The organism is Geodermatophilaceae bacterium NBWT11, from assembly GCA_014218215.1.
Lineage (GTDB): Bacteria > Actinomycetota > Actinomycetes > Mycobacteriales > Geodermatophilaceae > Klenkia.
Genome location: CP043652.1, coordinates 3,524,774 through 3,547,943, shown reverse-complemented (window position 1 = coordinate 3,547,943; position 23,170 = coordinate 3,524,774). Strand labels below are relative to the sequence as shown.

The 23,170-nt window shown below is 75.0% G+C and carries 17 protein-coding genes and 6 pseudogenes; 2 read left to right on the top strand and 21 right to left on the bottom strand.

Annotation, left to right across the window (positions count from 1 at the left end):
• Window positions 1-54: 54 nt before the first annotated feature.
• The 4 genes from F1C76_17200 to lepA are packed head-to-tail and all read right to left on the bottom strand — an operon-like array spanning window position 55 to window position 4,963.
• The gene (locus F1C76_17200; GenBank protein QNG38076.1) at window positions 55-1,773 is read right to left on the bottom strand and encodes an MFS transporter; all 1,719 of its coding nucleotides are present in this window, start codon (window positions 1,771-1,773) and stop codon (window positions 55-57) included.
• On the bottom strand, window positions 1,742-2,545 hold the full coding sequence (locus F1C76_17195; protein ID QNG38075.1) for an LppX_LprAFG lipoprotein: 804 nt from the start codon (window positions 2,543-2,545) through the stop codon (window positions 1,742-1,744). The genes F1C76_17200 and F1C76_17195 overlap by 32 nt, the downstream gene beginning before the upstream one ends.
• Entirely contained in the window at window positions 2,481-3,128 is a 648-nt protein-coding gene (locus tag F1C76_17190) for an MOSC domain-containing protein (protein ID QNG38074.1), read from the bottom strand. The genes F1C76_17195 and F1C76_17190 overlap by 65 nt, the downstream gene beginning before the upstream one ends.
• A complete protein-coding gene (gene lepA, locus F1C76_17185; GenBank protein QNG38073.1) occupies window positions 3,125-4,963 on the bottom strand; it encodes an elongation factor 4 in 1,839 nt (612 codons plus the stop codon). Before lepA ends, F1C76_17190 begins: the two co-directional genes overlap by 4 nt.
• A 199-nt stretch (window positions 4,964-5,162) precedes the next feature.
• Between lepA and F1C76_17180 the strand changes: the two genes are divergently transcribed.
• Entirely contained in the window at window positions 5,163-5,423 is a 261-nt protein-coding gene (locus F1C76_17180; protein ID QNG38072.1) for a 30S ribosomal protein S20, read from the top strand.
• 89 nt (window positions 5,424-5,512) lie between these two features.
• Here F1C76_17180 and F1C76_17175 read toward each other — a convergent pair.
• From F1C76_17175 to F1C76_17155, 5 genes and pseudogenes are all read right to left on the bottom strand, one after another.
• Window positions 5,513-6,485: pseudogene (locus F1C76_17175) on the bottom strand (DNA polymerase III subunit delta).
• A gap of 46 nt (window positions 6,486-6,531) precedes the next feature.
• Entirely contained in the window at window positions 6,532-7,332 is an 801-nt protein-coding gene (locus F1C76_17170; protein ID QNG38071.1) for an MBL fold metallo-hydrolase, read from the bottom strand.
• On the bottom strand, window positions 7,190-8,971 hold the full coding sequence (locus F1C76_17165) for a ComEC/Rec2 family competence protein (GenBank protein ID QNG38070.1): 1,782 nt from the start codon (window positions 8,969-8,971) through the stop codon (window positions 7,190-7,192). Before F1C76_17165 ends, F1C76_17170 begins: the two co-directional genes overlap by 143 nt.
• Before the next feature lie 105 nt (window positions 8,972-9,076).
• Window positions 9,077-9,720 (bottom strand): annotated as a pseudogene (gene bluB, locus F1C76_17160) (5,6-dimethylbenzimidazole synthase).
• A gap of 23 nt (window positions 9,721-9,743) precedes the next feature.
• A pseudogene (locus F1C76_17155) lies at window positions 9,744-10,636 on the bottom strand (helix-hairpin-helix domain-containing protein).
• 110 nt (window positions 10,637-10,746) lie between these two features.
• Between F1C76_17155 and F1C76_17150 the strand changes: the two are divergent.
• Window positions 10,747-12,318 (top strand): hypothetical protein, encoded by a 1,572-nt coding sequence (locus F1C76_17150; GenBank protein ID QNG38069.1) that lies wholly within the window; start codon window positions 10,747-10,749, stop codon window positions 12,316-12,318.
• Between the two features lie 11 nt (window positions 12,319-12,329).
• Here F1C76_17150 and F1C76_17145 read toward each other — a convergent pair.
• From F1C76_17145 to rplU, 12 genes and pseudogenes are all read right to left on the bottom strand, one after another.
• Window positions 12,330-13,188: pseudogene (locus tag F1C76_17145) on the bottom strand (DegV family protein).
• A gap of 20 nt (window positions 13,189-13,208) precedes the next feature.
• A pseudogene (locus F1C76_17140) lies at window positions 13,209-14,021 on the bottom strand (histidine phosphatase family protein).
• Window positions 14,018-14,566 (bottom strand): ribosome silencing factor, encoded by a 549-nt coding sequence (gene rsfS / locus F1C76_17135; protein QNG38068.1) that lies wholly within the window; start codon window positions 14,564-14,566, stop codon window positions 14,018-14,020. Before rsfS ends, F1C76_17140 begins: the two are co-directional and overlap by 4 nt.
• A 64-nt stretch (window positions 14,567-14,630) precedes the next feature.
• Entirely contained in the window at window positions 14,631-15,227 is a 597-nt protein-coding gene (locus tag F1C76_17130; GenBank protein QNG39331.1) for a nicotinate-nucleotide adenylyltransferase, read from the bottom strand.
• Between the two features lie 312 nt (window positions 15,228-15,539).
• Window positions 15,540-16,953: pseudogene (locus F1C76_17125) on the bottom strand (VWA domain-containing protein).
• Window positions 16,953-17,843 carry a MoxR family ATPase gene (locus tag F1C76_17120; GenBank protein QNG38067.1) on the bottom strand — a complete coding sequence of 297 codons (891 nt, stop codon included), beginning with the start codon at window positions 17,841-17,843 and terminating at the stop codon, window positions 16,953-16,955. Before F1C76_17120 ends, F1C76_17125 begins: the two are co-directional and overlap by 1 nt.
• Before the next feature lie 20 nt (window positions 17,844-17,863).
• Entirely contained in the window at window positions 17,864-19,141 is a 1,278-nt protein-coding gene (locus F1C76_17115; protein ID QNG38066.1) for a glutamate-5-semialdehyde dehydrogenase, read from the bottom strand.
• Window positions 19,142-19,151: 10 nt separating this feature from the next.
• Entirely contained in the window at window positions 19,152-19,631 is a 480-nt protein-coding gene (gene def / locus F1C76_17110) for a peptide deformylase (GenBank protein ID QNG38065.1), read from the bottom strand.
• 13 nt (window positions 19,632-19,644) lie between these two features.
• On the bottom strand, window positions 19,645-20,778 hold the full coding sequence (locus F1C76_17105; protein ID QNG38064.1) for a glutamate 5-kinase: 1,134 nt from the start codon (window positions 20,776-20,778) through the stop codon (window positions 19,645-19,647).
• Window positions 20,775-22,286: a GTPase ObgE gene (gene obgE, locus F1C76_17100; GenBank protein ID QNG38063.1), complete on the bottom strand. Its 1,512-nt coding sequence runs from the start codon at window positions 22,284-22,286 to the stop codon at window positions 20,775-20,777. The genes F1C76_17105 and obgE overlap by 4 nt, the downstream gene beginning before the upstream one ends.
• Before the next feature lie 102 nt (window positions 22,287-22,388).
• Window positions 22,389-22,664 (bottom strand): 50S ribosomal protein L27, encoded by a 276-nt coding sequence (locus F1C76_17095; GenBank protein ID QNG38062.1) that lies wholly within the window; start codon window positions 22,662-22,664, stop codon window positions 22,389-22,391.
• Between the two features lie 7 nt (window positions 22,665-22,671).
• The gene (gene rplU / locus F1C76_17090) at window positions 22,672-22,989 is read right to left on the bottom strand and encodes a 50S ribosomal protein L21 (GenBank protein QNG38061.1); all 318 of its coding nucleotides are present in this window, start codon (window positions 22,987-22,989) and stop codon (window positions 22,672-22,674) included.
• Window positions 22,990-23,170: the final 181 nt, after the last annotated feature.

The following is a 23,170-nucleotide window of genomic DNA, read 5'->3' as shown; positions in this document are numbered from 1 at the left end:
GTCCTCCCGCGCCAACGTCCACGAGGGAGGACGCACGTCGGTGCAGGACCCTGATCAACGCTCCGGTAGGGGCGCCCGGAGCAGGAGAACAGCGGCGACGGCGGCCAGGGCGGCAGCGATCGCGGCGCCGGCGAAGACCGTGTGCAGCTGGGTGAGGACGGCGGCGTCGGTCGCCGCCTCGTAGGCCGGGCACGCGGTGGGGCTGGTCGGGCACGTGACCAGCGGGCTGGGGATCTCGGCCACCGCGGCGGTGAACCGGCGGAGCGCGATCGCGGTCAGCAGCGACAGCCCGACGAGCATCCCGACGGTCCGGGAGACGACGACCAGCGCGCTCGCGCTGCCGTGCACCCGCTGCGGGGTGACAGCCAGGAGCACGGCGCTGACCGGGGCGACCGCCAGCCCGAAGCCGAGCCCGGCGACCAGCAGCGCGGCGGTCGACGTCCAGGAGTCCAGCGCCGTGGCGTCCCAGCGGGCCATCGCCAGGAAGGCGACCGTGGCCAGCGCCATCCCGGCACCGGCCACCCACCGCGGGCCGACGACCCGGCACAGCCAGCCACCGGCCACCGCGCCGACCGGGACGGCGACGAGCAGCTCCACCAGCACCAGCGCGGCGCCCAGCTGATCGGTCGCGGTGGTGGCCCGGGCGAACAGCGGGACGTCGACCAGCGCCGCCACCAGCGCGACGCCGACCAGCAGGTTCACCAGCAGCGCCCCCCACGCGCCGACCGGCCGTAGGTCACCGAGGGGCACGAGCGGGTCCGCCGTCCGGCGCTCGTGCAGCACGAACGCCACCGCCGCGACCGCCGCCAGCGGCAGGAGCAATGGCCCGTGCGCGACCACCTCCGACGCCGGGTCGGCAGCGGCGAACGCCCACACCAGGCTGCCGAGCGCGACGACGACCAGCACCGCGCCGAGCAGGTCCACCTCGCGAGCCAGCCGCGGCAGCCCGCGGACCGGGAGCACGGGGTGCGCCGCGGTCGCCGACCGCACCAGCACCCCCACGGTCGCGAGCACAGTGACGAGCACCAGCGGCGTCGTCCAGCCCGGACCGACCAGCGGCACCCAGGCCAGCCCGAGGGTGACGTCGGTGGCCAGCGCGTCGGGCTCGCCGAGCTGCAGGGCCAGCGCCGCCGCGGCGAGCACCGCGAGCGCCGTGCCGACGACGTCCCGGCCCTCCCGGGGTGGCCCGGTCACCCGCAGCGCGACCGCGAGCGCGACCCCCAGGACGAGGTTGAGCCAGAAGATCCCGCGCCAGTCGGTGACGGCCAGCACGGCGGCCCCGGCCAGCGGCCCGAGGACGGCGCCGGCCTCCTGCACCGCACCGACCACGCCCAACGGCACCGCCCGGCGCTCCGGCGGCCACCGGTCGGCGACCAGCGCGAGGGTGGCCGGCACCAGCCCGCCGGCGCCCACGCCCTGGAGCCCGCGGCCGAGCACCGCCGGCCCCAGGTCGACCGCGGTGGCGGTCAGCAGCGAGCCGAGTGCGAACAGCAGCAGGCAGCCGACCAACACCGGCAGCCGTCCGCGGAGGTCGGCGAGCCGGCCGAGCAGGGGCAGCGTGGCGGTGTAGCCGAGCAGGAACCCGCCGACGATCGGGGTGGCCCGCTGGAGCTGGTCCAGTCCCACCCCGACGCCGGTGAGGATGTCGGGCAGGGCCAGGACGACGACGTAGGTGTCGGCGGCCGAGACCAGGACGGCGAGGGTCGCCAGGGCGAGGGTGCCCCGCCCGGGCGCCCGGACGTCAGCCGGTGGGGGGTGCGGTGATCTGGACATCGGCCCCGAAGTCGGACAGGACGATCGTGTAGCCGCCCGCGTCGTCGGCGGTGAAGAACGGCCCGGTCAGCGCCACCTCGCGCAGTTCGCCGGAGTCCGTCGCGATCGAGAACACCGCGTCCACCGGCTGCGACGGGTCCTCGGTGGTCAGCAGCGACTCCACCAGGTCACCGGGCAGCGACCCGGTGACCTCCCGGACGACCTCGCCGTCCACCCGGGACTCCTCACCCAGCTCCGGGGACTCGACCGCGGTCAGCAGCTGGGAGATGCCGTCGTCGGGGTCGATGAGCGCGCCGGGGTCGCCGAAGCCGAGGGTCGCCGGGTCGACCACGCTGAAGCCGCTGGTGAGGGGGAGCTGGGCGTAGACGGTGCCGTCGACCGACACGACCTGCGCGTCGACCGAGCTGCCCAACGCCTGGACCTGCAGGGTGCCCTCGAAGGAGGCCGGCCGGGCGATGTCGCCCTCGCCGCCGAGCACCGCGGTGCCCCCGCTGGGCGCGCCGTCGCTGGTGAGCACGAAGTGCACGCTGGACGCGGCGTCCAGGGTGGTCTTGGCCCGGGCGAGGAGGTCGCCGGCCGACTCGTCGCTGCCGCCGCCACAGGCCGCCGTCACCAGGGCGCTGAGCAGCAGCACCGCCGTCGTCCGCACCCGCACGTGTCCCTCCCCCGCGCCCCCCGCTGGGGCCCGGGCGGACAGTAGCGCGGGCTCAGGCCTGCAGGGCCGCGATCCGGGCGGAGAGCTTGGCGCGGTCCTTGTCCGGGACGGCGGCAAGCGCGGGCTCGACCTCCACCAGGCGGGCGCGCTGGGTGGTCAGCGCCCGGAACAGCAGGCCCGTGGTCACCCCGTGGTCGGGACGGGAGAGCACCTCGACGGCGTCGCCGGCACCGATCTCCCCGGTCTGCAGCACCCGCAGGTAGGCACCCGACGCCCCGTGCGCGGTGAACCGCTTGACCAGGTCGGGCACGTCCCAGAAGCGGGCGAAGTTCGCGCACGGGATGCGCGGTGCGGTCACCTCGAACACCGCCGAGCCGACGGCCCACCGCTCGCCGAGGACGGCGTTCGTCAGGTCCAGGCCGGTGGTGCGCAGGTTCTCCCCGAACGCACCGGCCGGGAGCTCCCGGTCCAGCTCGGTCTGCCACCAGTCGGCGTCGGCCTGGGCGTAGGCGTAGACCGCCTGGCCCTCGCCGCCGTGGTGCTTGCGGTTGACCTGCCGGTCGCCGTCCAGGGTCTCCTCGAGGACGGCGACCCGGCCGTCGACCGGGCGCTTGTGGATGCCCGACGTCGAGGGGCGCTTGCCCGGCAGCGGGTGGAGGTCCGCGCCGGACACGCAGACCGCCTCGAGCCGGCCGGTCACTTCTTCGCGGGCTCGGCGTTGGAGAGCGCGGCCACGAAGGCCTCCTGGGGGACCTCGACGCGGCCGACCATCTTCATCCGCTTCTTGCCCTCCTTCTGCTTCTCCAGCAGCTTGCGCTTGCGGGTGATGTCACCGCCGTAGCACTTGGCCAGCACGTCCTTGCGGATCGCGCGGACGGTCTCGCGGGCGATGACCCGGGCGCCGATGGCGGCCTGGATGGGCACCTCGAACTGCTGGCGCGGGATGAGCTCGCGCAGCTTGCCAGCCATCATCACGCCGTAGCCGTAGGACTTGTCCCGGTGCACGATCGCGGAGAACGCGTCGACGGCCTCGCCCTGCAGCAGGATGTCGACCTTGACCAGGTCGGCCTCCTGCTCGCCGGCCTCGGCGTAGTCCAGGCTGGCGTAGCCGCGGGTGCGGGACTTCAGCGAGTCGAAGAAGTCGAAGATGATCTCGCCCAGCGGCAGCGTGTAGCGGAGCTCGACGCGGGACTCGGACAGGTAGTCCATCCCGGTCAGCGAACCGCGGCGGCCCTGGCAGAGCTCCATGATCGTGCCGGTGTAGTCGCTGGGGGCGATCACCGTGGCGTTCACGATCGGCTCGTAGATCTTCTCCATCTTCCCGTGCGGCCAGTCGCTGGGGTTGGTGACGACGCGCTCACTGCTGTCCTCCATCACCACCCGGTAGACGACGTTGGGCGCGGTCGAGATGAGGCTCAGTCCGCTCTCGCGCTCGAGACGCTCGCGGACGATCTCCAGGTGCAGCAGGCCCAGGAAGCCGACCCGGAAGCCGAAGCCCAGCGCCGCCGACGTCTCGGGCTCGTAGACCAGCGCGGCGTCGTTGAGCAGCAGCTTGTCCAGGGACTCACGCAGCAGCTGGTACTCGCTGCCGTCGATCGGGTAGAGCCCCGAGTAGACCATCGGGTTGGGGTCGCGGTAACCGCCGAGGGACTCGGTCGCCGCCGCGTGCTGCAGGGTCACGGTGTCCCCGACCCGCGACTGGCGCACGTCCTTCACCCCGGTGATGAAGTACCCCACCTCGCCGACGCCGAGGCTCTCCACCGGCTTGGGCTCAGGGCTGATGACCCCGATCTCGAGCAGCTCGTGGGTGACGTTGTTGCTCATCATCTTGATCCGCTCGCGGCCGGAGATCCGGCCGTCGACGACGCGGACGTAGGTGATGACCCCGCGGTAGATGTCGTAGACGGAGTCGAAGATCAGCGCCCGGGCCGGACCGTCGGCCTTGCCGGTGGGGGCCGGGATCTTCTCCACGATCATGTCCAGCAGCTCGGGCACGCCCTCGCCGGTCTTGCCGCTGACCCTCAGCACGTCGTCGGGGTCGCAGCCGATGATGTGCGCGATCTCGGCGGCGAACTTCTCCGGCTGCGCCGCCGGCAGGTCGATCTTGTTGAGCACCGGGATGATCGTCAGGTTGTTCTCGATGGCCAGGTACAGGTTGGCCAGCGTCTGGGCCTCGATGCCCTGGGCGGCGTCGACCAGCAGCACGGCCCCCTCGCAGGCAGCCAGCGAGCGGGACACCTCGTAGGTGAAGTCCACGTGGCCCGGGGTGTCGATCATGTCGAGCACGAACTCGGTGCCCACGTGCTCGCCGGTGCGCGGGGTCCACGGCAGCCGCACGTTCTGGCTCTTGATGGTGATCCCGCGCTCGCGCTCGATGTCCATCCGGTCGAGGTACTGGGCGCGCATGTTGCGCCCCTCGACGATGCCGGTCACCTCGAGCATCCGATCGGCCAACGTCGACTTGCCGTGGTCGATGTGGGCGATGATGCAGAAGTTCCGGATGCGGGTCGGGTCGGTGCGGGCGGGTGCAGTCACAGTGCTGCCATGGTCCCACGTCCCGACGACGACGTGACCGCTCACCTCCGGTGTCGCCGTGGGCCGGAGCACCCGGTGCGACCTGGTGGGTGCTCCCGGGTCCCTGGTATCTTGTGAGACCGGTCCTGTGGTGCGTCCTGCGCTGCCGCGGACGCACTGTCAGAAGTACCCCTCCCTCCGAACACCCTGAGGCTCACGCGTGGCGAACATCAAGTCCCAGATCAAGCGGATCAAGACCAACGAGATCGCGCGCAAGCGCAACGTCGCGGTCCGTTCCGCCCTGAAGACGTCGGTCCGACGCTTCCACAAGGCTGCCGGCACCGGCGACGCCGAGGCTGCCAACGCGGCGCTGCTGACCGTCTCGAAGGCGCTCGACAAGGCCGCGAGCAAGGGCGTCATCCACAAGAACCAGGCGGCGAACCGCAAGTCGGCGCTGGCCAAGCAGGCCGCCAGCATCTGACGCGACGTCCGCGGCCCCCGGTCGCGGCGCGCTCCCGACGAGCCCCCTCCCCCACCGGGGACGGGGGCTCGTCGCGTTCCACGGCGTGATCAGCGCCGGGCGGGCACCCGGGACCCCCGACCGGCCCCGGCCTCGACCCGCAGGGCCACGATCCGGCGGACCGCTCGCTCCAGCGCGTAGTCGGCGCTGGCTGCCACGCCCTTGACGTCGGCGTTGAGCGAGGCAGCCACCCCGATGGCCTGCTGCAGTGCGTCGATCGTCCAGCCCCGGGCCTGCGCCTGGGCCTTCTTCACCTTCCACGGCGGCAGCCGGAGGGTGCGCGCGAGCTCGCCGATGTTGGTGGTGTTGAGCGAGGCGACCCGGGCGGCGGTGCGCACCCCGTCGGCGATGGCATCGGCGAGCAGCAACGTGCGGGACCCCGCGGTCCAGCGCCCAGCGCAGCATCTCGATGGACCCGGTGTGGTCCCCGACCAGGACCCGCTCGGCCACGGTGAACCCGGTGACCTCGGCCTGCCCGCGGTGGTACCGGGCCACGGCGTCGGCGTCGATGGAGCCACCGAAGTCGCTGACCAGCTGGCTGGCGGCCGCCGACAGCCCGCGCAGGTCGTTGCCGACGGCCTCCACGAGCGCGGTCACGGCGTCGGGGGTGATCCGGCCGCCGACCCGCCGCACCTCGTTGCGCACGAAGGCGATCCGCTCCCCGGCCGAGGCGACCTTCGGGCACTCGTCCACGGCGGCGCCGGCCTTGCGGAAGGCGGTCAGCAGGGCCTCGTTGCGCTTGCCGCCGTGGTGCACGAGCACCAGCGTCAGCTCGGGGTCGGGCTCCTTCGCGTAGCTGAGCAGCGAGTCGACCAGCCCGGAGGCGGCCTCGTGCACCCCCCAGACGACCACCAGCCGGTGCCCGCCGAACAGCGAGGGCGCCAGTACGTCCGCCAGCTGCCCGGGGGGCAGCCCGAGGGCTGTCAGCTCGTGCTCCTCGGTGCCCGGGTCGGCCTCCAGCGAGGCGGCGCGGACGGCGGAGACCGCGCGGGAGCGGAGCAGCTCTTCCTCCCCGACCACGATCCGCAGGCGCGACGTGGGCGGCGGAGGGGCGGCGACGGGCACGACCTCATCGTGTCACGGGGGACCGACAGCGACGCCCGGCCGGGACGGCCCCGGGAGGTCCTCCGTCCGGTCCCGGACACGCCGTCCGGCGGCCCGGCCGCGACGGCGCGCTGGACCTCGTCGGGCCCGCGGACCGCCACCCCCCAGGAGCCGGCGGAGCCCACGACGGCCAGGTCGCCCTCGAGGTCGGTGCGGTGCACCCGCATGCCGTCGGCGGCCAGCCAGTCGAGCAGCCGGCCGGTGGGGTGCCCGTAGCCGTTGTCCACCCCGACCGAGACCAGCGCCACCCGGGCCCCGGTGGCGGCGAGGAAGTCCGGGTCGGCGTCCCCGCTGCCGTGGTGGGGCACCTTGAGCACGTCGGCGCGCAGGTCGACCCGCGCCGCAGGATCCGGGTCTCGGACTCCTCCCCCAGGTCACCGGTGAGGAGCAGCCGCAGGCCGTGCTGGGTCACCCGGACCACGAGGGACAGGCCGTTCGGGTCCGCCGAGGGCACCGCGTCGGACGGATCGGGCGCGAGTGCCTCGACCAGAGCGCTGCCGACGGTGCGGGACTCTCCGGCGGCCAGCACACCGACCGCCGCCCCCGCCCGTTCCGCGATCCCCCGGACCGCGGGCAGCCGGTCGTCGGTGGGTGCCAGCGGCCCGGTGAGCACCTCGAGGACCTCACGGCCCTCCAGCGCCCCCGCCAGCCCGGTGACGTGGTCGGCATCCAGGTGGGAGAGCAGCACCAGCGGCAGCCGGTCGATGCCCAGCCGCCGGAGGCAGTCGTCGACGAGTCCGGGGTCGGGGCCGGCGTCGACGAGCACGCCCTCGCCCGGCCCCGTGGGCAGCACGAGGGCGTCGCCCTGGCCGACGTCGCAGGCCACGAGCACGCTGCCGGGCACCGGCCACCCGCTGGTGACCTGCCGGACCGGCCAGCCGAGCACCACCACCCCCGACCACGGCTGCCAGCGCCAGCGGGCGGGTGCACGGCCAGCGCACCAGCACGACGGCCGCGACGCCGAGCAGTGCGGTCAACAGCACCGCACCACCCACGCCTCCCGGCCACCCGCCGGCACCGTCGGGCACCGCGGCAGCCCGGTCGGCGACCAGCACCAGCCAGCGGGTGGGCCAGCCGGCCGCCCAGACCAGCAGGTCGGCGACCGGTGGGCTGACCGGGCCGGCCAGGGTGGCGAGCAGGCCCAGCACGGTGGCCGGGGCGACGGCGGGGGCGACCAGCAGGTTGGCCGGCAGGGAGACCACGCTGACCAGTCCGGAGAAGCCCGCGACCAGCGGCGCGGTGACGAGACCGGCCGCGGCACTGACCGCCAGGGCGTCGGCCAGCAGGACCGGGGTGCCCCGCCGCCGCAACGACCGGGACCAGCCCGGCGAGAGCAGCACGATGCCCGCGGTCGCGACCACCGACAGCGCGAAGCCCGGGTCGGCGGCCAGCCGCGGGTCGACCAGCAGCAGCACGACGACCGCAGCGCCCAGGGCGGGCACCGCGACCCGGGAGCGCCCGGAGGCCAGGGCGAGCAGCGTGACCGCCCCCATCGCGGCGGCCCGCAGCACGCTGGGGCTCGGCCGGGCCAGCACCACGTACCCGAGCAGCCCGAGAGCGCCGACGACTGCCTGCCACCGCCGGTCGACGAGCCTGCGGCGCAGTGGCCACAGCAGGAGGGCCAGCACGATGGCCACGTTCGCCCCGGACACGGCCGTCAGGTGGCCCAGCCCGGCGCGGCGGAAGTCGGCCGTGACCTGGGGGTCCATCCCCGAGGTGTCGCCCACGACGAGGCCGGGCAGCAGACCGGCCGGGGCCGGCGGCAGCACCCGGGCGCCGGCGTCGGCCAGCCCGCGCCGCAGGTCCGCCGCGACCTGGAGCCCCGCCCCGGCGGGCGCCACGGTGCTCGGCGGGCTCCGGGCGGACAGCACGGCGACCACGTCGTCGCCGTCCTCCGCCCGACCGGGCGATGCGCGCAGGGTGACCGCGGTGCCCGGCAGCACCGCGTCCCACTCGTCGGCGGGCCCGAAGACCAGGACCCGGGCCGGGCGCATCGCCGGGCCACCGACGACGGCGGTGACCGAGCCCGGTACGAGCACCCGGGCCGGCCCGGCGCCCCCGGTGAGCACCCGGGGCTCCTCGTCGACGGTGAGGACCACCTCGACGACACCGCCGCGGTCGGCCAGCGCGGGCAGCGGCGACGCCGACCGCTCCCCCGCCCGCACCGAGGCCAGCACCGCGGTCACCGCCACGGCCGCGAGACAGGCCACGACGGCCCAGCGGCGGGGGCCGCGGAGCAGTCGGCCCGTGGTCAGTGCGAGGAGGGCTGCGGCCGCCGGCAGGACCAGCAGCACCGGCGGCGGGAGCACCGGGAGGAGCAGGGTGAGCGACCAGACGGTGAGGGCGGGCGGGACCAGCCGCAGGTCGACCCACGACCAGCGCTCCCAGACCCGTCGCCGCTGCACGGATCGGACGCTAGGGAGAGCCTCGGTCGCCCGGTGCGGTCTCCCGGGAGGTGTGGACGCCGCTCCCCGGTGTGGACGACGGCCGGCACGGGCACCGCCGGGCTGCTACGGGGCGGGGGTGCCCCAGCGGTCGGCGTGCAGCGCCTCGTCCAGCGACCGCCGCCGACGCCAGCCGTGCCGCTCCAGGTCGGGGACGTCCTGCAGCCCCTCGACCGGGCCGACGCAGAGCCAGGCGACCGGGCGGACGTGCGCGGGGATCCCGAGCAGCTCACGCAGGAAGGGCTCCCGGTAGAAGGACACCCACCCCACTCCCCAACCCTCGGCGGTCGCGGCCAGCCACAGGTTCTGGATCGCCAGGCAGGTCGAGTAGAGGCCGGCGTCGGCGATCGCGTGCCGACCCAGCACCGCCGGTGCACCACGGGTGGGGTCGTAGGTGACGACGACGCCCAGCGACGACTGGAGCACCCCTCGACGGAGATGCGGGCGAAGGTCGCTGCCTGCCCGGCGTCCAGGGTCGCGTCGAAGACCTCCCGCTCGGCCGCGACGTGGGTCTGGAACGCGGACCGCAGCCCGTCGTCACGGACCAGCACGAAGTCCCAGGGCTGGGTCAGCCCGACGCTCGGTGCCGCGTGCGCAGCCTCCAGCACCCGCCGCAGCACCGCCGGCTCGACCGGTCCCCCGACGAACTCCCGGCGCACGTCCCGCCGGGAGTGGATGACCTCGTACAGATCGTGCAGCCCGTCGCCCATGCCCCCATCCCACCGCGCGCCCCTCAGACGGTGACCAGTGGGGAGACCTCGGCGTAGAGGGCGGGGCCGATGCCGCTGACGTCGTCGAGCTGTTCGACGGAGGTGAACGCCCCGGACTCCGTGCGGTGGTCGACGATCCGCTGGGCCAGCACCGGACCGATGCCGGGCAGGGTGTCGAGGTCGGCGACCGTGGCGGTGTTCAGGTCGACCGGTCCCCCGGCCACCGCCGGGGTGCCGTCGGCGGCCGGGGCGGGCCCGGCGCCGGGACCCCGACCGCGATCTGCTGGCCGTCGGTCACCAGGGCAGCGGCGTTGACCGACGCCGGGTCGGCCTCGGGCAGCAGCCCGCCCGCCGCGGCGAGCGCGTCGGCCACCCGCGACCCGGCCGGCAGGGTGACCAGGCCCGGGGAGACCACCTGCCCGACCACGGCGACGACCACCACGGATCCCGCGGCGGCGGCCGTGCTCGGGGATGGCGGCACGGTCGCCGCAGCGGGTGCGGAGGACACGGCGGCGCCGAGGACCGGCGCAGGGTCCACGGCGGGCCGGCCCAGCCAGCTCCACCCGACGACCAGCGCCCCGGCCAGGACGGCCGCGATCCACATCGCCCGCGCCCCGGTGCGACCGGGGGGCACCCGCACCTCGGTGCCGGCCGCGCGGTGCCGGCCCACGCGGTCGACAGGGCCCTCGGAGGGGTCGGCGGTGTCGGGGGCGCCGACCGGTGCGACCCGACCCGGGGTGCGCCCGTGGGGCGGAACGGGCACCGTCACCACGTCGTCGCCCCACGCGTCGGCCGGGTCGTCCTCGGCGTCGTCCTGGGGCAGCCAGCCCCGGCGGGCGGACCCGTCGTCGAGCAGGGCACGCAGGCGGGCCCGGATGACGTCGGCGTCGTCGTCGCGGCGCGAGGAGAACAACACGGCGGCACGCTAGGACGGCGTGGGGGCCCACCTGCTGCCCCCGGCACATCTGTGGACAACGCACCCTGGTGTGGACGACGGGCAGCAGGACCGGGCGGGAGGGGGTCAGCGTGCGCACGTGGACCCGACCTCTCGACCCGCTGCGCACGACCGCCGTCCTCGCGCTGGCCGTGGCCGTGCTGGGTCGAGCTCCTGCCCTGGGTGGGGGCCGACCTGGTGGCCCAGCAGTGGTGGGCCTCCTGGGCGGCCTCGGGGGCGACCACCCGGTGGACCTGGGCTGGTACGCCGGCTCGCCCGCCGTCTCCTACAGCCTGCTCTCGCCGTGGCTGATGTCCTGGGCCGGCCCGGCGGTGCCCGGCGTCCTCGCCACGGTGGTCGGGGCGACCGCCACGACGGCCCTGCTCCGGCGGGCCGGTGCGGGCCGTCCGATCGCGGCGGGGGCCACCGCGGCACTCGCGTTCGGGGCCGACCAGCTGTCGGGCCGGACGACGTTCGCCCTGGGTCTCGCCGTGGGACTCCTCGCCCTCTGCGCGGCCGGCCGCCGCTGGCCGCCGGTCCGGCGGCGGATGGGTACGGCCGTCCTGGCCGCCGTGGCCGGGGGCCTGAGCCCGGTGGTGGCCGTGTTCCTGGGGCTCGCCGCCGTCGCCTGGGTCTGCGGTTCCGGGCGACCGCTGCGCCACACCGCCGACGCGGTCGCCCTGACGATCGGGGCGGGCCTCCCGCTGGCGGCGATGGTGGGCCTGGGCGCGGCCGGCGGCCCGATGACCGGCTCGGCCCACCAGATGGCCGCCGCGGTGCTGGCCGCCCTCGTGGTCGCGGCCGTGCTGGGCCCCGACCAGCCGGTGGCCCGGGTGGGCGCGGGGCTCACCGCGGCCGGGCTGCTGCTCGCCTGGGCCGTCCCGGACCCGGTCGGGTCGAACGCGACGCGGCTGGTGCTGCTGTTCGCGGTGCCGGTGCTGGTGGGGCTGGCCCGCCGGGACCGGGTGCTGGTGGCGCTGGCCGCCGCGCTGGTGACCTGGCTGCTCCCCCCGCTGGTGCCCGGCGACCTCTCCGCCCGGGGCGGCCCGGCCGACGCGGTGGCCCGGACCGGCAGCGCCGGGTTGCTGGCCGAGCTGGAGCGTCGGGGGCCGGTCGGCCGGGTCGAGGTCGTGCCGCTGGCCACCCACCAGGAGTCGCTGCTGGCCGCCACCGTCCCCCTGGCCCGCGGCTGGACGCGCCAGCTCGACCTGGCCCGCAACCCGGTCTTCTACGACGGGTCGCTGGACGCCGGGAGCTACCTGGGTTGGCTGCGCGACCGAGGGGTCTCCTGGGTGGCGCTGTCGGACCGGCGTCCGGACTGGGCAGCCCGTCAGGAGGCCGCGCTGGTGCGCCGCGGGGTGCCCGGGCTGTCCCCGGTGTGGTCCGACGACACGTGGACGCTCTACGCGGTGGACGGACCCGGGCTGGTGCTGGCCGGCGACGCGGTGCTGACCGGCAGCGACCGACGGTCGGTGACGCTGACCGCCGCCGGGGCGGGACGGGTCGAGCTGTCGCTCTTCTGGTCCGACCGCCTGGACGTGACCGCCGGGGACGCCTGCGTGGCACCCGGTCCGACCCCGGGCACCGTCCTGCTCCGGGTCGGCGCACCGGGCCCGGTGACGCTCAGCAGTGCCTGGCGGCCCCGGGGGCACTGCGCGGGCTGAACGCCGCCGGTTCAGTCCCGGTCGGTCGGGTCGACGACCACACCCACGGCACCGGGGCCCACGTGGGCACCGATCGCGGCACCGAGCTCGGCCAGATGGACCTCGCCACGCAGCGCGGGCAACCGGGACCGCAGCTCCTCGGCCAGCGCCCGGGCCCGTTCCGGGGCGGCGAGGTGGTGCACCGCCACCGAGACCGGCGCACCGGCGGCGATGTCGACGACGCGCTGGACCATCTTGGCCACCGCCCGCGTCGTCGTGCGGACCTTCTCCAGGGCGACGATGCGACCGTCCTCGACGTGCAGCACGGGCTTCACGGCCAGTGCGGTGCCCAGCGCGGCTGCGGCCGGGCCGATCCGGCCCCCGCGGCGCAGGTGCTCCAGGGTGTCGACGACGAAGAGCGTCCGGGTGGCCGCGGCGGTCCGGCGGGCGGCCGCGGCGACCTCCTCCGCGGAGCGGCCGGCGGCCGCGGCGCGGGCCGCGGCGAGCACCGCGAAGCCCGAGCCCATCGCGGCCTGCCGGCTGTCGACCACGCTCACCACGTGCGTCCCGACCTGGGCGGCGGCCAGCCGCGCGGCGTCCCAGGTGCCCGACAGCTCGCTGGACAGGTGCACCGACACCACCCGGTCGGCACCGGCGTCCAGGCGGCGACGGTAGGCCGCGACGAAAGTCCCCCGGCGTGGGCCGCGAGGTGGTGACGTGCTGCCCCCGCACCGCCAGGGTGCCGGCCACGTCGGCCGGGCTGACGTCCAGGCCCTCACGGCCGGACCGCCCGGTCAGCACCACGTAGAGCGGGACGACCTCGATGCCGAACGCGGCGGTCAGGTCGTCGGGGAGGTACGCCGTGGAGTCGGTGACCACGGCGACGGACATGCCCGGAGGCTAGCCGTCGCTCAGAGCCCGGCGTCGGCGTCGGTGGGCGTGCCGGCAGCAGGGGCGGCGTCGTCGGGGGTCGCGCCACGGTCCAGCGGCGCATCGGAGACCCCGGCGGCCTCGGCGACGTCGGGTCCGGTGTCGGCGCCCGAGCGCCGGGCCGCACCCTCGCCCGGGCCTGCCGACGGGGCACCGACGTTGTGCCGCAGCACCCGCCAGCGGGTGCCCTGGAAGGCCAGCTCGGTCCAGTGGCAGTTGGCCAGCGGGCCGAACACCCGGCGGTGCTCCGGGCCCAGGCCCAGCAGCGCCTCGATCAGCCGGCCACCGGTGCCACCGTGGGTGACCACCACCCGCCACCGGTGCCGCCGGGAGGTCGGCCAGGGGCCGCCTGCGCGCGGCGGGCGACCTCGGCCGGGTCCTCGCCGCCGCGGCCGCGCACCGGGCGACCGGCCATCCAGTCCGCGTACTGCTCGGGCAGGTCACACGCGACCTCGTCGCGGGTGCGGCCCTCCCAGCTGCCCAGCCCGTGCTCGCGCAGCCGCTCGTCGACCCGCACCGGGACGCCGAGCCGGTCGCCGAGGGCCTGGGCGGTCTCCCGGGCCCCGGACCAGGTCGCTGCTGACCACGAGTGCGTCGGCGGGCAGACCGGAGGTGACCAGGTCGGCGGCGGCGTCGGTGGCCTGCCGTCGGCCGGTCGCGTCCAGCGGCGGGTCGAGCTGGCCCTGGAAGCGACCACTGGCGTTCCACTCGGTGCGCCCGTGCCGCCACACCAGCAGCCGGGTGACCCGGGGTGGTGCGACGGCGGGGGGCGCGACGGGGGCGCCCTGGCTCATCGGGTGGTGTCGGCCTCGGGCGCGTGCGCGGTCGCCGGGTCGAGCGCGGCCTCGGCCGACTCGCCCTCCCCGGACACGCCACCGGAGACCACGTCCCCGGCCTCGTCGGCAGGCGCCACGTCGTCGGTCACGCCATCGACGGTCACGTCCTCGGTCACCGGCTGCGAGCGGCCGGCGGCAGCGAGCGCGGCGTCGGTGAACGGGATGGTCGGGCAGTCCTTCCAGAGCCGCTCGAGGGAGTAGTAGGCCCGCTCCTCGGCGTGCTGGACGTGCACCACGACGTCGACGAAGTCCAGCAGGACCCAGCGGGCCTCGGCCACGCCCTCGCGACGGACGGGCTTGAGGCCGTGCTCGCGCAGGGCCTCCTCCACGCCGTCGACGATGGCCTGGACCTGGCGTTCGCTGGGTGCCGAGGCCAGCACGAAGGCGTCGGTGATGGCCAGCCGGTCGCTGACGTCGACGATGGACACGTCGGTGGCGAGCTTGTCGGCTGCAGCCTGGGCGGCCCACAGCGCGGTGTCGCGGGCCTCTGTCGAGGCGGTCATCGGGGTGTCTCCTGGAGCTCGGTGGTGCCGGTGCCCGGGGTGGGCCCAGCGTGGGGGGTGGGCGTCACGAGAGACGCCCGGGCGGGGTCGGCGGGCGGCCGTCCTGGTAGAGGCCGCGCTTCTCGATGTACTGCACGACGCCGTCGGGGACGAGGTACCAGACCGGCATCCCCCGGGCGACGCGTTCCCGGCAGTCGGTGGAGCTGATCGCCAGGGCGGGGATCTCGACCAGGCTCACCGCCCCGTGCGGCAGGTCGGCGTCGGCCAGCTGGTAGCCGGGCCGGGTGACCCCGACGAAGTGCGCCAGGTCGAAGAGCCGCTCGGTGTCCCGCCAGCCCACGATCTGGGCCAGGGCGTCGGCGCCGGTGATGAAGAACAGCTCGGCGTCGGGCCGCTGCCGGCGCAGGTCGGTGAGCGTGTCGATCGTGTAGGTGGTGGTGCCGCGGTCGACGTCGACCCGGCTGACGGAGAACCTCGGGTTGGAGGCGGTGGCGATGACCGTCATCAGGTAGCGGTCCTCGGCGGGACTGACCTCGCGGTCGGCCTTCTGCCAGGGCTCACCGGTCGGCACGAAGACCACCTCGTCGAGCCCGAACAGGCTCGCGACCTCGCTGGCGGCGACGAGGTGACCGTGGTGCACGGGGTCGAACGTCCCGCCCATCACGCCCAGTCGACTGCCTGCCACCGTCCGAGCCTAGCCCGGGACGGCGCGCGGGGGTCGGACAGCGAGACGGCAGGGACGACAGCAGCCCGGCCGGAGGGCGTCACCGCCACCCCGACCGGGCCTCGCGCCGCGACCGGCGCCCCCGTGTCGCCGATCGCCCGGAGCGGCCGGCTCGCGCCGTCCCGGGTCCTGCAGCGGATCGGCGGTGCAGCTGCCGGATCCGTCCTGAGAAACGGCACCGGGGGGGTTCTGGATACGCCCACGGCCGGTATTTCGTCAGCGGGACCGTTGCCACGGCGAACGACCTGCTCAGAGCGTCGTGACGAAGTCCGCCAGTTGGGCCGCGGTGCGCACCTCGATCATCGGCAGCACCTCGCCGTACCGGTCGGCCGCGGAGTCACCGCTCCCCCCACAACCGGCGCGGCTCCGGGTTGAGCCAGTAGGCCGAGCGGGAGCGGCGCACCAGGTCGGCGAGCACCGGCAGGCCGGGCTGCCGGTAGTTGGTGCGGCCGTCACCCAGCACCAGCAGCGACGTCTTGGGACCGACGGCGCCGGGCCACTTCTCGGCGAACACCTCGAAGGCGTTGCCGTAGTCGCTGTGCCCGTCGAACGACACCACGTCGGCCTCCCGGCCGATCCGCTGCACGGCGTCGGCGACGTCGGCACCGGGTGCGAAGAACCGGGTGACCTCGTCGGTGGAGTCCACGAAGGCGAAGGCCCGCACCCCGGAGAAGTGCTCGCGCAGCGCCTGGGTGAGCATCAGGGTGAAGTGGCTGAAACCGGCGACCGAGCCGCTGATGTCGCACAGCACGACCAGTTCGGGCTTGTGCACCGCCCGCGGCTTGTGGTGGGTGACCACCGGGACGCCGCCGGTGGCCAGCGAGGCGCGCACGGTCTTCCGGAAGTCCAGCCGGCCGTCACGCCCCAGCCGGCGGCGGGCCGAGAGCCGCGCGGCCAGCCGCCGGGCCAGCGGGGCCACCGACCGGCGCAGCTCGGCGAGGTCGGCGGACTGGGCGCGGAGGAAGTCGACCTGGTCGGCCAGCGGCTTGACAGCGGTGCGGGCCACCCGGTCCCGCCCCCGCTCGGCGGCCGACCGGCGGCGCACCTCGGCCTCCACGGCAGCCCGGAAGGTGGCCAGCCGCTCGCGGACGGTCTGCCGGGCCACCTGCTCGTCCAGCCCGCCGCGGGGGGCGTCCCCGAGCAGGCCGGCCAGCAGCTGGGCGACCAGCGTGTCCGGGGACAGCGCGCGCAGCACGCGGTAGGAGAAGAACGACTGCCCGGACGGCGAGGGCTGCCCCTGACCCAGCACCTCCACGGCGAGCCGGGCGAAGCGGCGCAGCTCCTCGTCGTCGCCGTCCTGCAGCTTCGCCAGGAGCTCGGCCCGCAGCTCCGCGGCCAGCGCGGCCATCCGGTCGGCGTCGGGAACCCCGTCGTCCGGGTCGGTGTCGGCCGGCTCGTCCTCGGCGGCAGGAACCACCGGCCGGTCCGACAGCGGCCACCACAGGTCGAACAGCACGTCGTAGGTCGCCCGCTGGGCCGCCTGCTGCAGCAGCACCGCGGCCAGGCCGTGCCGCAGCTGCTCCCGGTCGAGCAGGTCCACCACGGTGAGCACCTGGGCGGCGTCGACCGCGCCGGTGATGCCGACCGGGATGCCGGCCTCGCGCACCGCCCGGACGAACCCGTCCAGGTGGGCGACCAGCCCGCCCGTGGCCGGGGAGTCCATCAGTTCAGCCGCAGCTCGGCCGCGGCCCGGGTCTGGTCGCTGGCGTGCTTGAGGACGACGCCCAGCGTGGCCTTGACCGCGTCGGAGTCCAGGGTGTCGAAACCCAGGGCCAGCAGCGTCTGGGCCCAGTCCAGCGTCTCCGAGATCGACGGGGACTTCTTCAGCTCCAGCGCCCGCAGTGCCCGCACCGTGCGGACCAGCTGGTCGGCCAGCGCGGGTGCCAGGTCGGGCACCCGGGACAGCACGATCTCCCGCTCCCGCTCGGCACTGGGGTAGTCCAGTGACAGGTAGAGGCAACGGCGCTTGAGCGCCTCGGAGAGCTCGCGGGTGGCGTTGGAGGTCAGCACCACCAGCGGACGTCGGGTGGCCACGATGGTGCCGATCTCGGGGATGGTGACCTGGAAGTCGCTGAGCACCTCCAGCAGCAGGCCCTCCACCTCGACGTCGGCCTTGTCGGTCTCGTCGATGAGGAGCACGGTCGGCCCGGTGCGCCGGATGGCGGTGAGCAGCGGGCGGGACAGCAGGAACTCCTCGCCGAACACGTCGTCGTGCAGGTCGCCCCAGTCACCGCCGTCCGCGCTGTTCTGGGACGCCTGGATGCGCAGCAGCTGCTTCTTGTAGTTCCACTCGTACAGCGCGCGGGCCTCGTCCAGCCCCTCGTAGCACTGCAGCCGGATGAGCTCCGAGGACGTCGCGGTGGCCAGCGCCTTGGCCAGCTCGGTCTTGCCCACCCCGGCGGGGCCCTCGACCAGCAGCGGCTTGCCCAGCCGGTCGGCCAGGAAGACGGTGGTCGCGATCTGGGCGTCGGGCAGGTACCCCGCGGCCGAGAGCCGGGCGGTCACGTCCGCCACGTCGGCGAACTGGGCGGACTGCAGCGGCTGCGCGGGCACGGGGCTCCTCGGGGACGGGCTCAGCGGGTGTGACCGGAACCGGTCACGACGTAGGTGGTCGAGGTCAGCTCGGGCAGGCCGAGCGGGCCGCGGGCGTGCAGCTTCTGGGTGGAGATGCCGATCTCGGCACCGAAGCCGAACTCCCCGCCGTCGGTGAACCGGGTGGAGGCGTTGACCAGCACGGCAGCGGCGTCGACCCCGGCGGTGAAGTCGGCGATCGCGGTCGCGGAGTCCGCGACGATGGCCTCGGAGTGCCCGCTGCCCCAGGTGGCGATGTGGTCCAGCGCCGTCGGCAGGTCGGCGACGACCCGCACGGCCATGTCCATCGACAGGTACTCGGTGGCCCAGTCCTCGTCGGTGGCCGGGACGACGGCCGGGTGCGCCGCCTGCGCCGCGTCGTCCCCGTGCAGCGTGACCCCGGCGTCCACCAGCGCGGTGAGCAGCCGACCCAGGTGCGGGGAGTCCGCGTGCACCAGCAGCGACTCCGCGGAGTTGCAGACGCTGACCCGGTGGGTCTTGGCGTTGAGCACGATCGCCTCGGCCATCGCGCCGTCGGCGGAGGCGTCCACGTAGACGTGGCAGTTGCCGACGCCGGTCTCGATCACCGGGACGGTGGACTCGGTGACCACCCGCTGGATGAGGGCCGCTCCCCCGCGCGGGATCACCACGTCGACCAGGCCGCGGGCGTGCAGCAGCTCCCCCACCGAGGCCCGGTCGGCCGGCAGCAGCGCGATCGACCCGGCGGGCAGGCCGGCCTTCTCGGCGGCCTCGGTGAGGACGGCGACCAGCGCCTCGTTGGTGCGGTACGCCGAGGCCGAGCCCCGCAGCAGGGCCGCGTTGCCGCTCTTCAGGCACAGCCCGGCGGCGTCGACGGTGACGTTGGGGCGGGCCTCGTAGACGATCCCGACCACACCGAGGGGCACCCGGACCTGCCGCAGCTGCAGCCCGTTGACCAGCGTGGACCCGCGGACGACGTCGCCCACCGGGTCGGGGAGGGTGACCAGCTGGCGCAGCGCATCCGCGGTGCCGGCGACGCGGTCGGCGTCCAGCCGCAGCCGGTCGAGCACCGACTCCGGGGTGCCACCGGCGCGGGCGGTCTCGACGTCGGCGGCGTTGGCGGCCAGCACGTCCTCGGTGTGCGCCACCAGCGCGTCGGCCATCGCCAGCAGCGCGGCGTCCTTGGTCTGGGTGGGCAGCGTGCGCAGCACCCGGGCGGCCGCACGGGCCTGCAGGGCCGCGGCACCGATCAGCGGCAGGGCGGAGACGTCGGGCACTCGTGCAATGTACTCAGCCGTCAGGGCTGACTGCTCAGCCGCGGAGCGCCCGGAAGGCCTGCTTGCGGGCGTCGCCCACCAGCCGGTCGAGGAAGACCTTCCCGTCGAGGTGGTCCACCTCGTGCTGCAGGCAGCGGGCCATCAGGCCCTCCCCCTCCAGCCGCAGCGGCTCGCCGTGCACGTCCACGCCCTCGGCGACGCAGTGCATCGCCCGCACGGTGGGGGCGAACAACCCGGGGACGGACAGGCAGCCCTCGTCGCCGTCCTGGGTCTCCTCGGACCGCTCGGTGATCACCGGGTTGACCAGGTGGCCGATGACGCCGTCCACGTTGTAGGAGAAGACCCGCAGCGAGACGCCGATCTGGTTGGCGGCCAGCCCGGCGCGGCCGGGGTGGTCGACGGTCTCCTCGAGGTCGCGGACCAGGTCGGCCAGCTGACGGTCGAAGGACCGGACCGGGTCGCAGGGGGTGCGGAGCACCGGGTCGCCGAGTTCACGGATGGGACGGAGTGCCACGCCGAGCAGTCTCTCAGGCGACCGGATCGGTCGAGAGCCGTGCCCGGACCAGCACCATCTCGTCGCGGTGCACGACCTCGCGGCGGTGCTCGGGGTCCAGGTCGGCGGTCTTGCGGCCGAGCACCGCGGGCAGCTCGCGTGCGTCGTAGGACACCAGGCCCCGGGCCACGACGACGCCGTCCGGTCCGGCGAGCTCCACCGGGTCGTCGGCCAGGAAGTCCCCCACGACGCCGGTGATGCCGGCGGCCAGCAGCGAGGCGCCCCGCTCGACCACCGCGGTGACCGCACCGGCGTCCAGCAGCACCCGACCCCGCGGGCGGGTGGCGTACCGCAGCCAGAACTGCCGGGCCGACGGACGGCGGCCGCGGGCGGCGAACAGCGTGCCCACCGGTTCCCCGGCCAGCGCGGCGCCGGCCTGGGGGGTGGAGGTGACGACGACGGGCACCCCGGCGTTGGCGGCGATGAGCGCGGCCTCGACCTTGGTGGCCATCCCGCCGGTGCCCACGCCGTTGCGCGAGGCCGAGCCCAGCGCGACCGCGGCGAGGTCCTCGGCGGTGTGCACGGTGTCGATCCTCTGCGTCGGGCCGGTCCGCGGGTCGCCGTCGTGGACGCCGTCGACGTCGGACAGCAGCACCAGGGCGTCGGCGACGGCGAGGTGGGCGACCATGGCGGCGAGCCGGTCGTTGTCGCCGAACCGGATCTCCTCGGTGGCCACGGTGTCGTTCTCGTTGACGATCGGCAGCACCCCGAGGGCGAGGAGCCGGTCGACGGTCTGCCGGGCGTTGCGGTAGTGCCCGCGGCGGGTCAGGTCGTCGGCGGTGAGCAGCACCTGCCCGACGGTGACCCCGTGCGCGGCGAAGGCGTCGGCGTAGGTCTGCACCAGCCGGAGCTGACCGACGCTGGCCGCGGCCTGGGCGGTGGCCAGGTCACGGGGCTTCCCGGTGAGCCCGAGCGGGGCAAGGCCGGCCGCGATCGCCCCGGAGGAGACCAGCACGACCTCCCGGCCGTCGGCCCGCAGCGCGGCGAGCACGTCGACCAGGGCACGCAGGCGCTCGGTGTCCAGCCCGTCGGCCAGCGTGGTCAGCGAGGAGGACCCCACCTTGACCACGACCCGGTGCGCCCCGGCGACGTCGGCCCGGGTGCTCATGCCCGGTCGTCGTCCCACAGCTCGTCGGGGTACTCCTCGATGAGCTCGTACGGCGTGCGGCGCAGCTTCTTGGCCGCGAGCCGGTCCTCGGCACGCGGCCGGGTGTTGTTCTCCAGCCGGACGTCGGTGCCACGGCCACCCAGGCCGGCGGTCTCCTCTACTGTGAGCGTTCCGGCGGGCAGCGTGGGCTCCCAGTCGAAGGTGACGTCGCCGACGGTGATCGCGTCGCCGGGCTTGGCCCCGGCCTTGGCCAGCGCGATCTCCACGCCGAGCCGGTTGAGCCGGTCGGCGAGGTAGCCCACGGCCTCGTCGTTGCTGAAGTCGGTCTGCCGCACCCAGCGGGAGGGGCGGACGCCCAGGACCATCCAGCCGTCGGTGCGCGGGTCGGGCTCGACGGTGAAGCCGCCGTCGTCGACCGCGCGGGGGGTGAGGGTGATCCGGGTGGCCTCGGGGGCGGGCAGCGAGGCGCGGTGCGCCTCGACCGCGGACGCCAGGGCGTAGCCGAGCTCGGGCAGGCCCTCGCCGGTGACCGCGCTGATCGGGAAGACCTGCAGTCCGCGGGCCTCCAGGGCGGTGCGCACCAGGTCGACCAGCTCGCGGCCGTCCGGGACGTCGATCTTGTTCAGCACGGCGATCTTCAGCCGGCCGACCAGGTCGATGCCCTCGCCGGCGTCCTCGCCCTCGGGCGACTGGTCGGTGGAGTACAGCGCGAGCTCGTGCTCCAGCGCCGCGATGTCGGTCTCGGGGTCGCGGCCGGGCTCCATCGTGGCCATGTCGACCACGTGCACCAGCACGGCGCAGCGCTCGACGTGCCGGAGGAACTGCAGGCCCAGGCCGCGGCCGGTGGAGGCACCGGGGATCAGGCCGGGGACGTCGGCCATCGTGTAGGTGACCCCACCGGAGCGGATGACGCCCAGGTTGGGCACCAGGGTGGTGAACGGGTAGTCGGCGATCTTGGGCTTGGCCGCGCTCATCGCCGCGACCAGCGACGACTTCCCGGCCGAGGGGAACCCGACCAGGCCGACGTCGGCGACGCTCTTGAGCTCGAGGACGGCGTCCACGGTCTCGCCGGGTTCGCCGAGCAGGGCGAAGCCGGGGGCCTTGCGCCGGGCGTTGGCCAGTGCGGCGTTGCCGAGCCCGCCCCGTCCGCCGGCGGCGATGACGACCCGGGTGCCGATGCCCATCAGGTCGGCGAGGACCTCACCGTCGGCGGTGGTCACGACGGTGCCCTCGGGGACGCGCAGCACGGCGTCCTCGCCGCGGGCGCCGTTGCGGTTGCTGCCGGCGCCCGGCTTGCCGTTGGGGGCCTTCTGGTGCGGGTGGTGGTGGAAGTCCAGCAGGGTGTGGACGCCGGAGTCGACCTCGAGGACGACGTCCCCGCCGTCCCCGCCGTTGCCCCCGTCGGGGCCGCCCAGGGGCTTGAACTTCTCGCGGTGCACGGAGCTGACGCCGTGCCCCCCGTTGCCGGCGGACACGTGCACGGTCACACGGTCGATGAAAGCGGCCATGATCGCCGCCTCTCTCTGATCGGTGGCGCGGTGTGTGCGGGGTGGGACGCGAGCGGGCCCGGCGGGAGATCCCGCCGGGCCCGGATCACGCTGGTGCTGAGGTCAGACGGCGGGAGCCAGCGCGGGCTCGACGGCCTGCACGTTGACGACGCGGCGGCCACGACGGCGGCCGAACTCGACGGCGCCCGGGGCGAGCGCGAAGAGGGTGTCGTCCTTGCCGCGGCCGACGCCGAGACCCGGGTGGAAGTGGGTGCCGCGCTGGCGGACGATGATCTCGCCGGCCTTGACGACCTGGCCGCCGAAGCGCTTCACACCCAGACGCTGGGAGTTCGAGTCACGACCGTTGCGGGACGACGATGCGCCCTTCTTGTGAGCCATGAGGTGCTCAGCCCTTCTTCGTGTCGATGGCGGTGACGACGACGTCGGTCAGGGGCTGACGGTGTCCCTGACGCTTGTGGTAGCCGGTCTTGTTCTTGAACTTGTGGATCTTGATCTTCGGGCCCTTGGCGTGCCCGACGATCTCACCGGTCACGGTGACCCCCGCGAGGGCACCGGCCTCGCTGGTGACGGTGTCCCCGTCGACCAGGAGCACGGCGGGCAAGGCGACGGTGTCACCAGCTGCTCCGGACAGGCGGTTGACGGTGAACGTGTCACCCACGACCACCTTGTGCTGCTTGCCACCGGCCTTGACGACTGCGTACACCACTGACTCCTCGATAGGTCTTCGTTGTCCTGGGCGCACCCCGGTCGGGACCGGTGTGCGGGACGGGCTGTTCACGATCCGGGGGCGCCGCCGGCGGCGCACGGGGCGCAGGGCAGCAGCCGCTCCGGACGGAGCAACCCTGACAGCGTACCCGAGGCCGACCGTCCGGGTCGAACCCCCG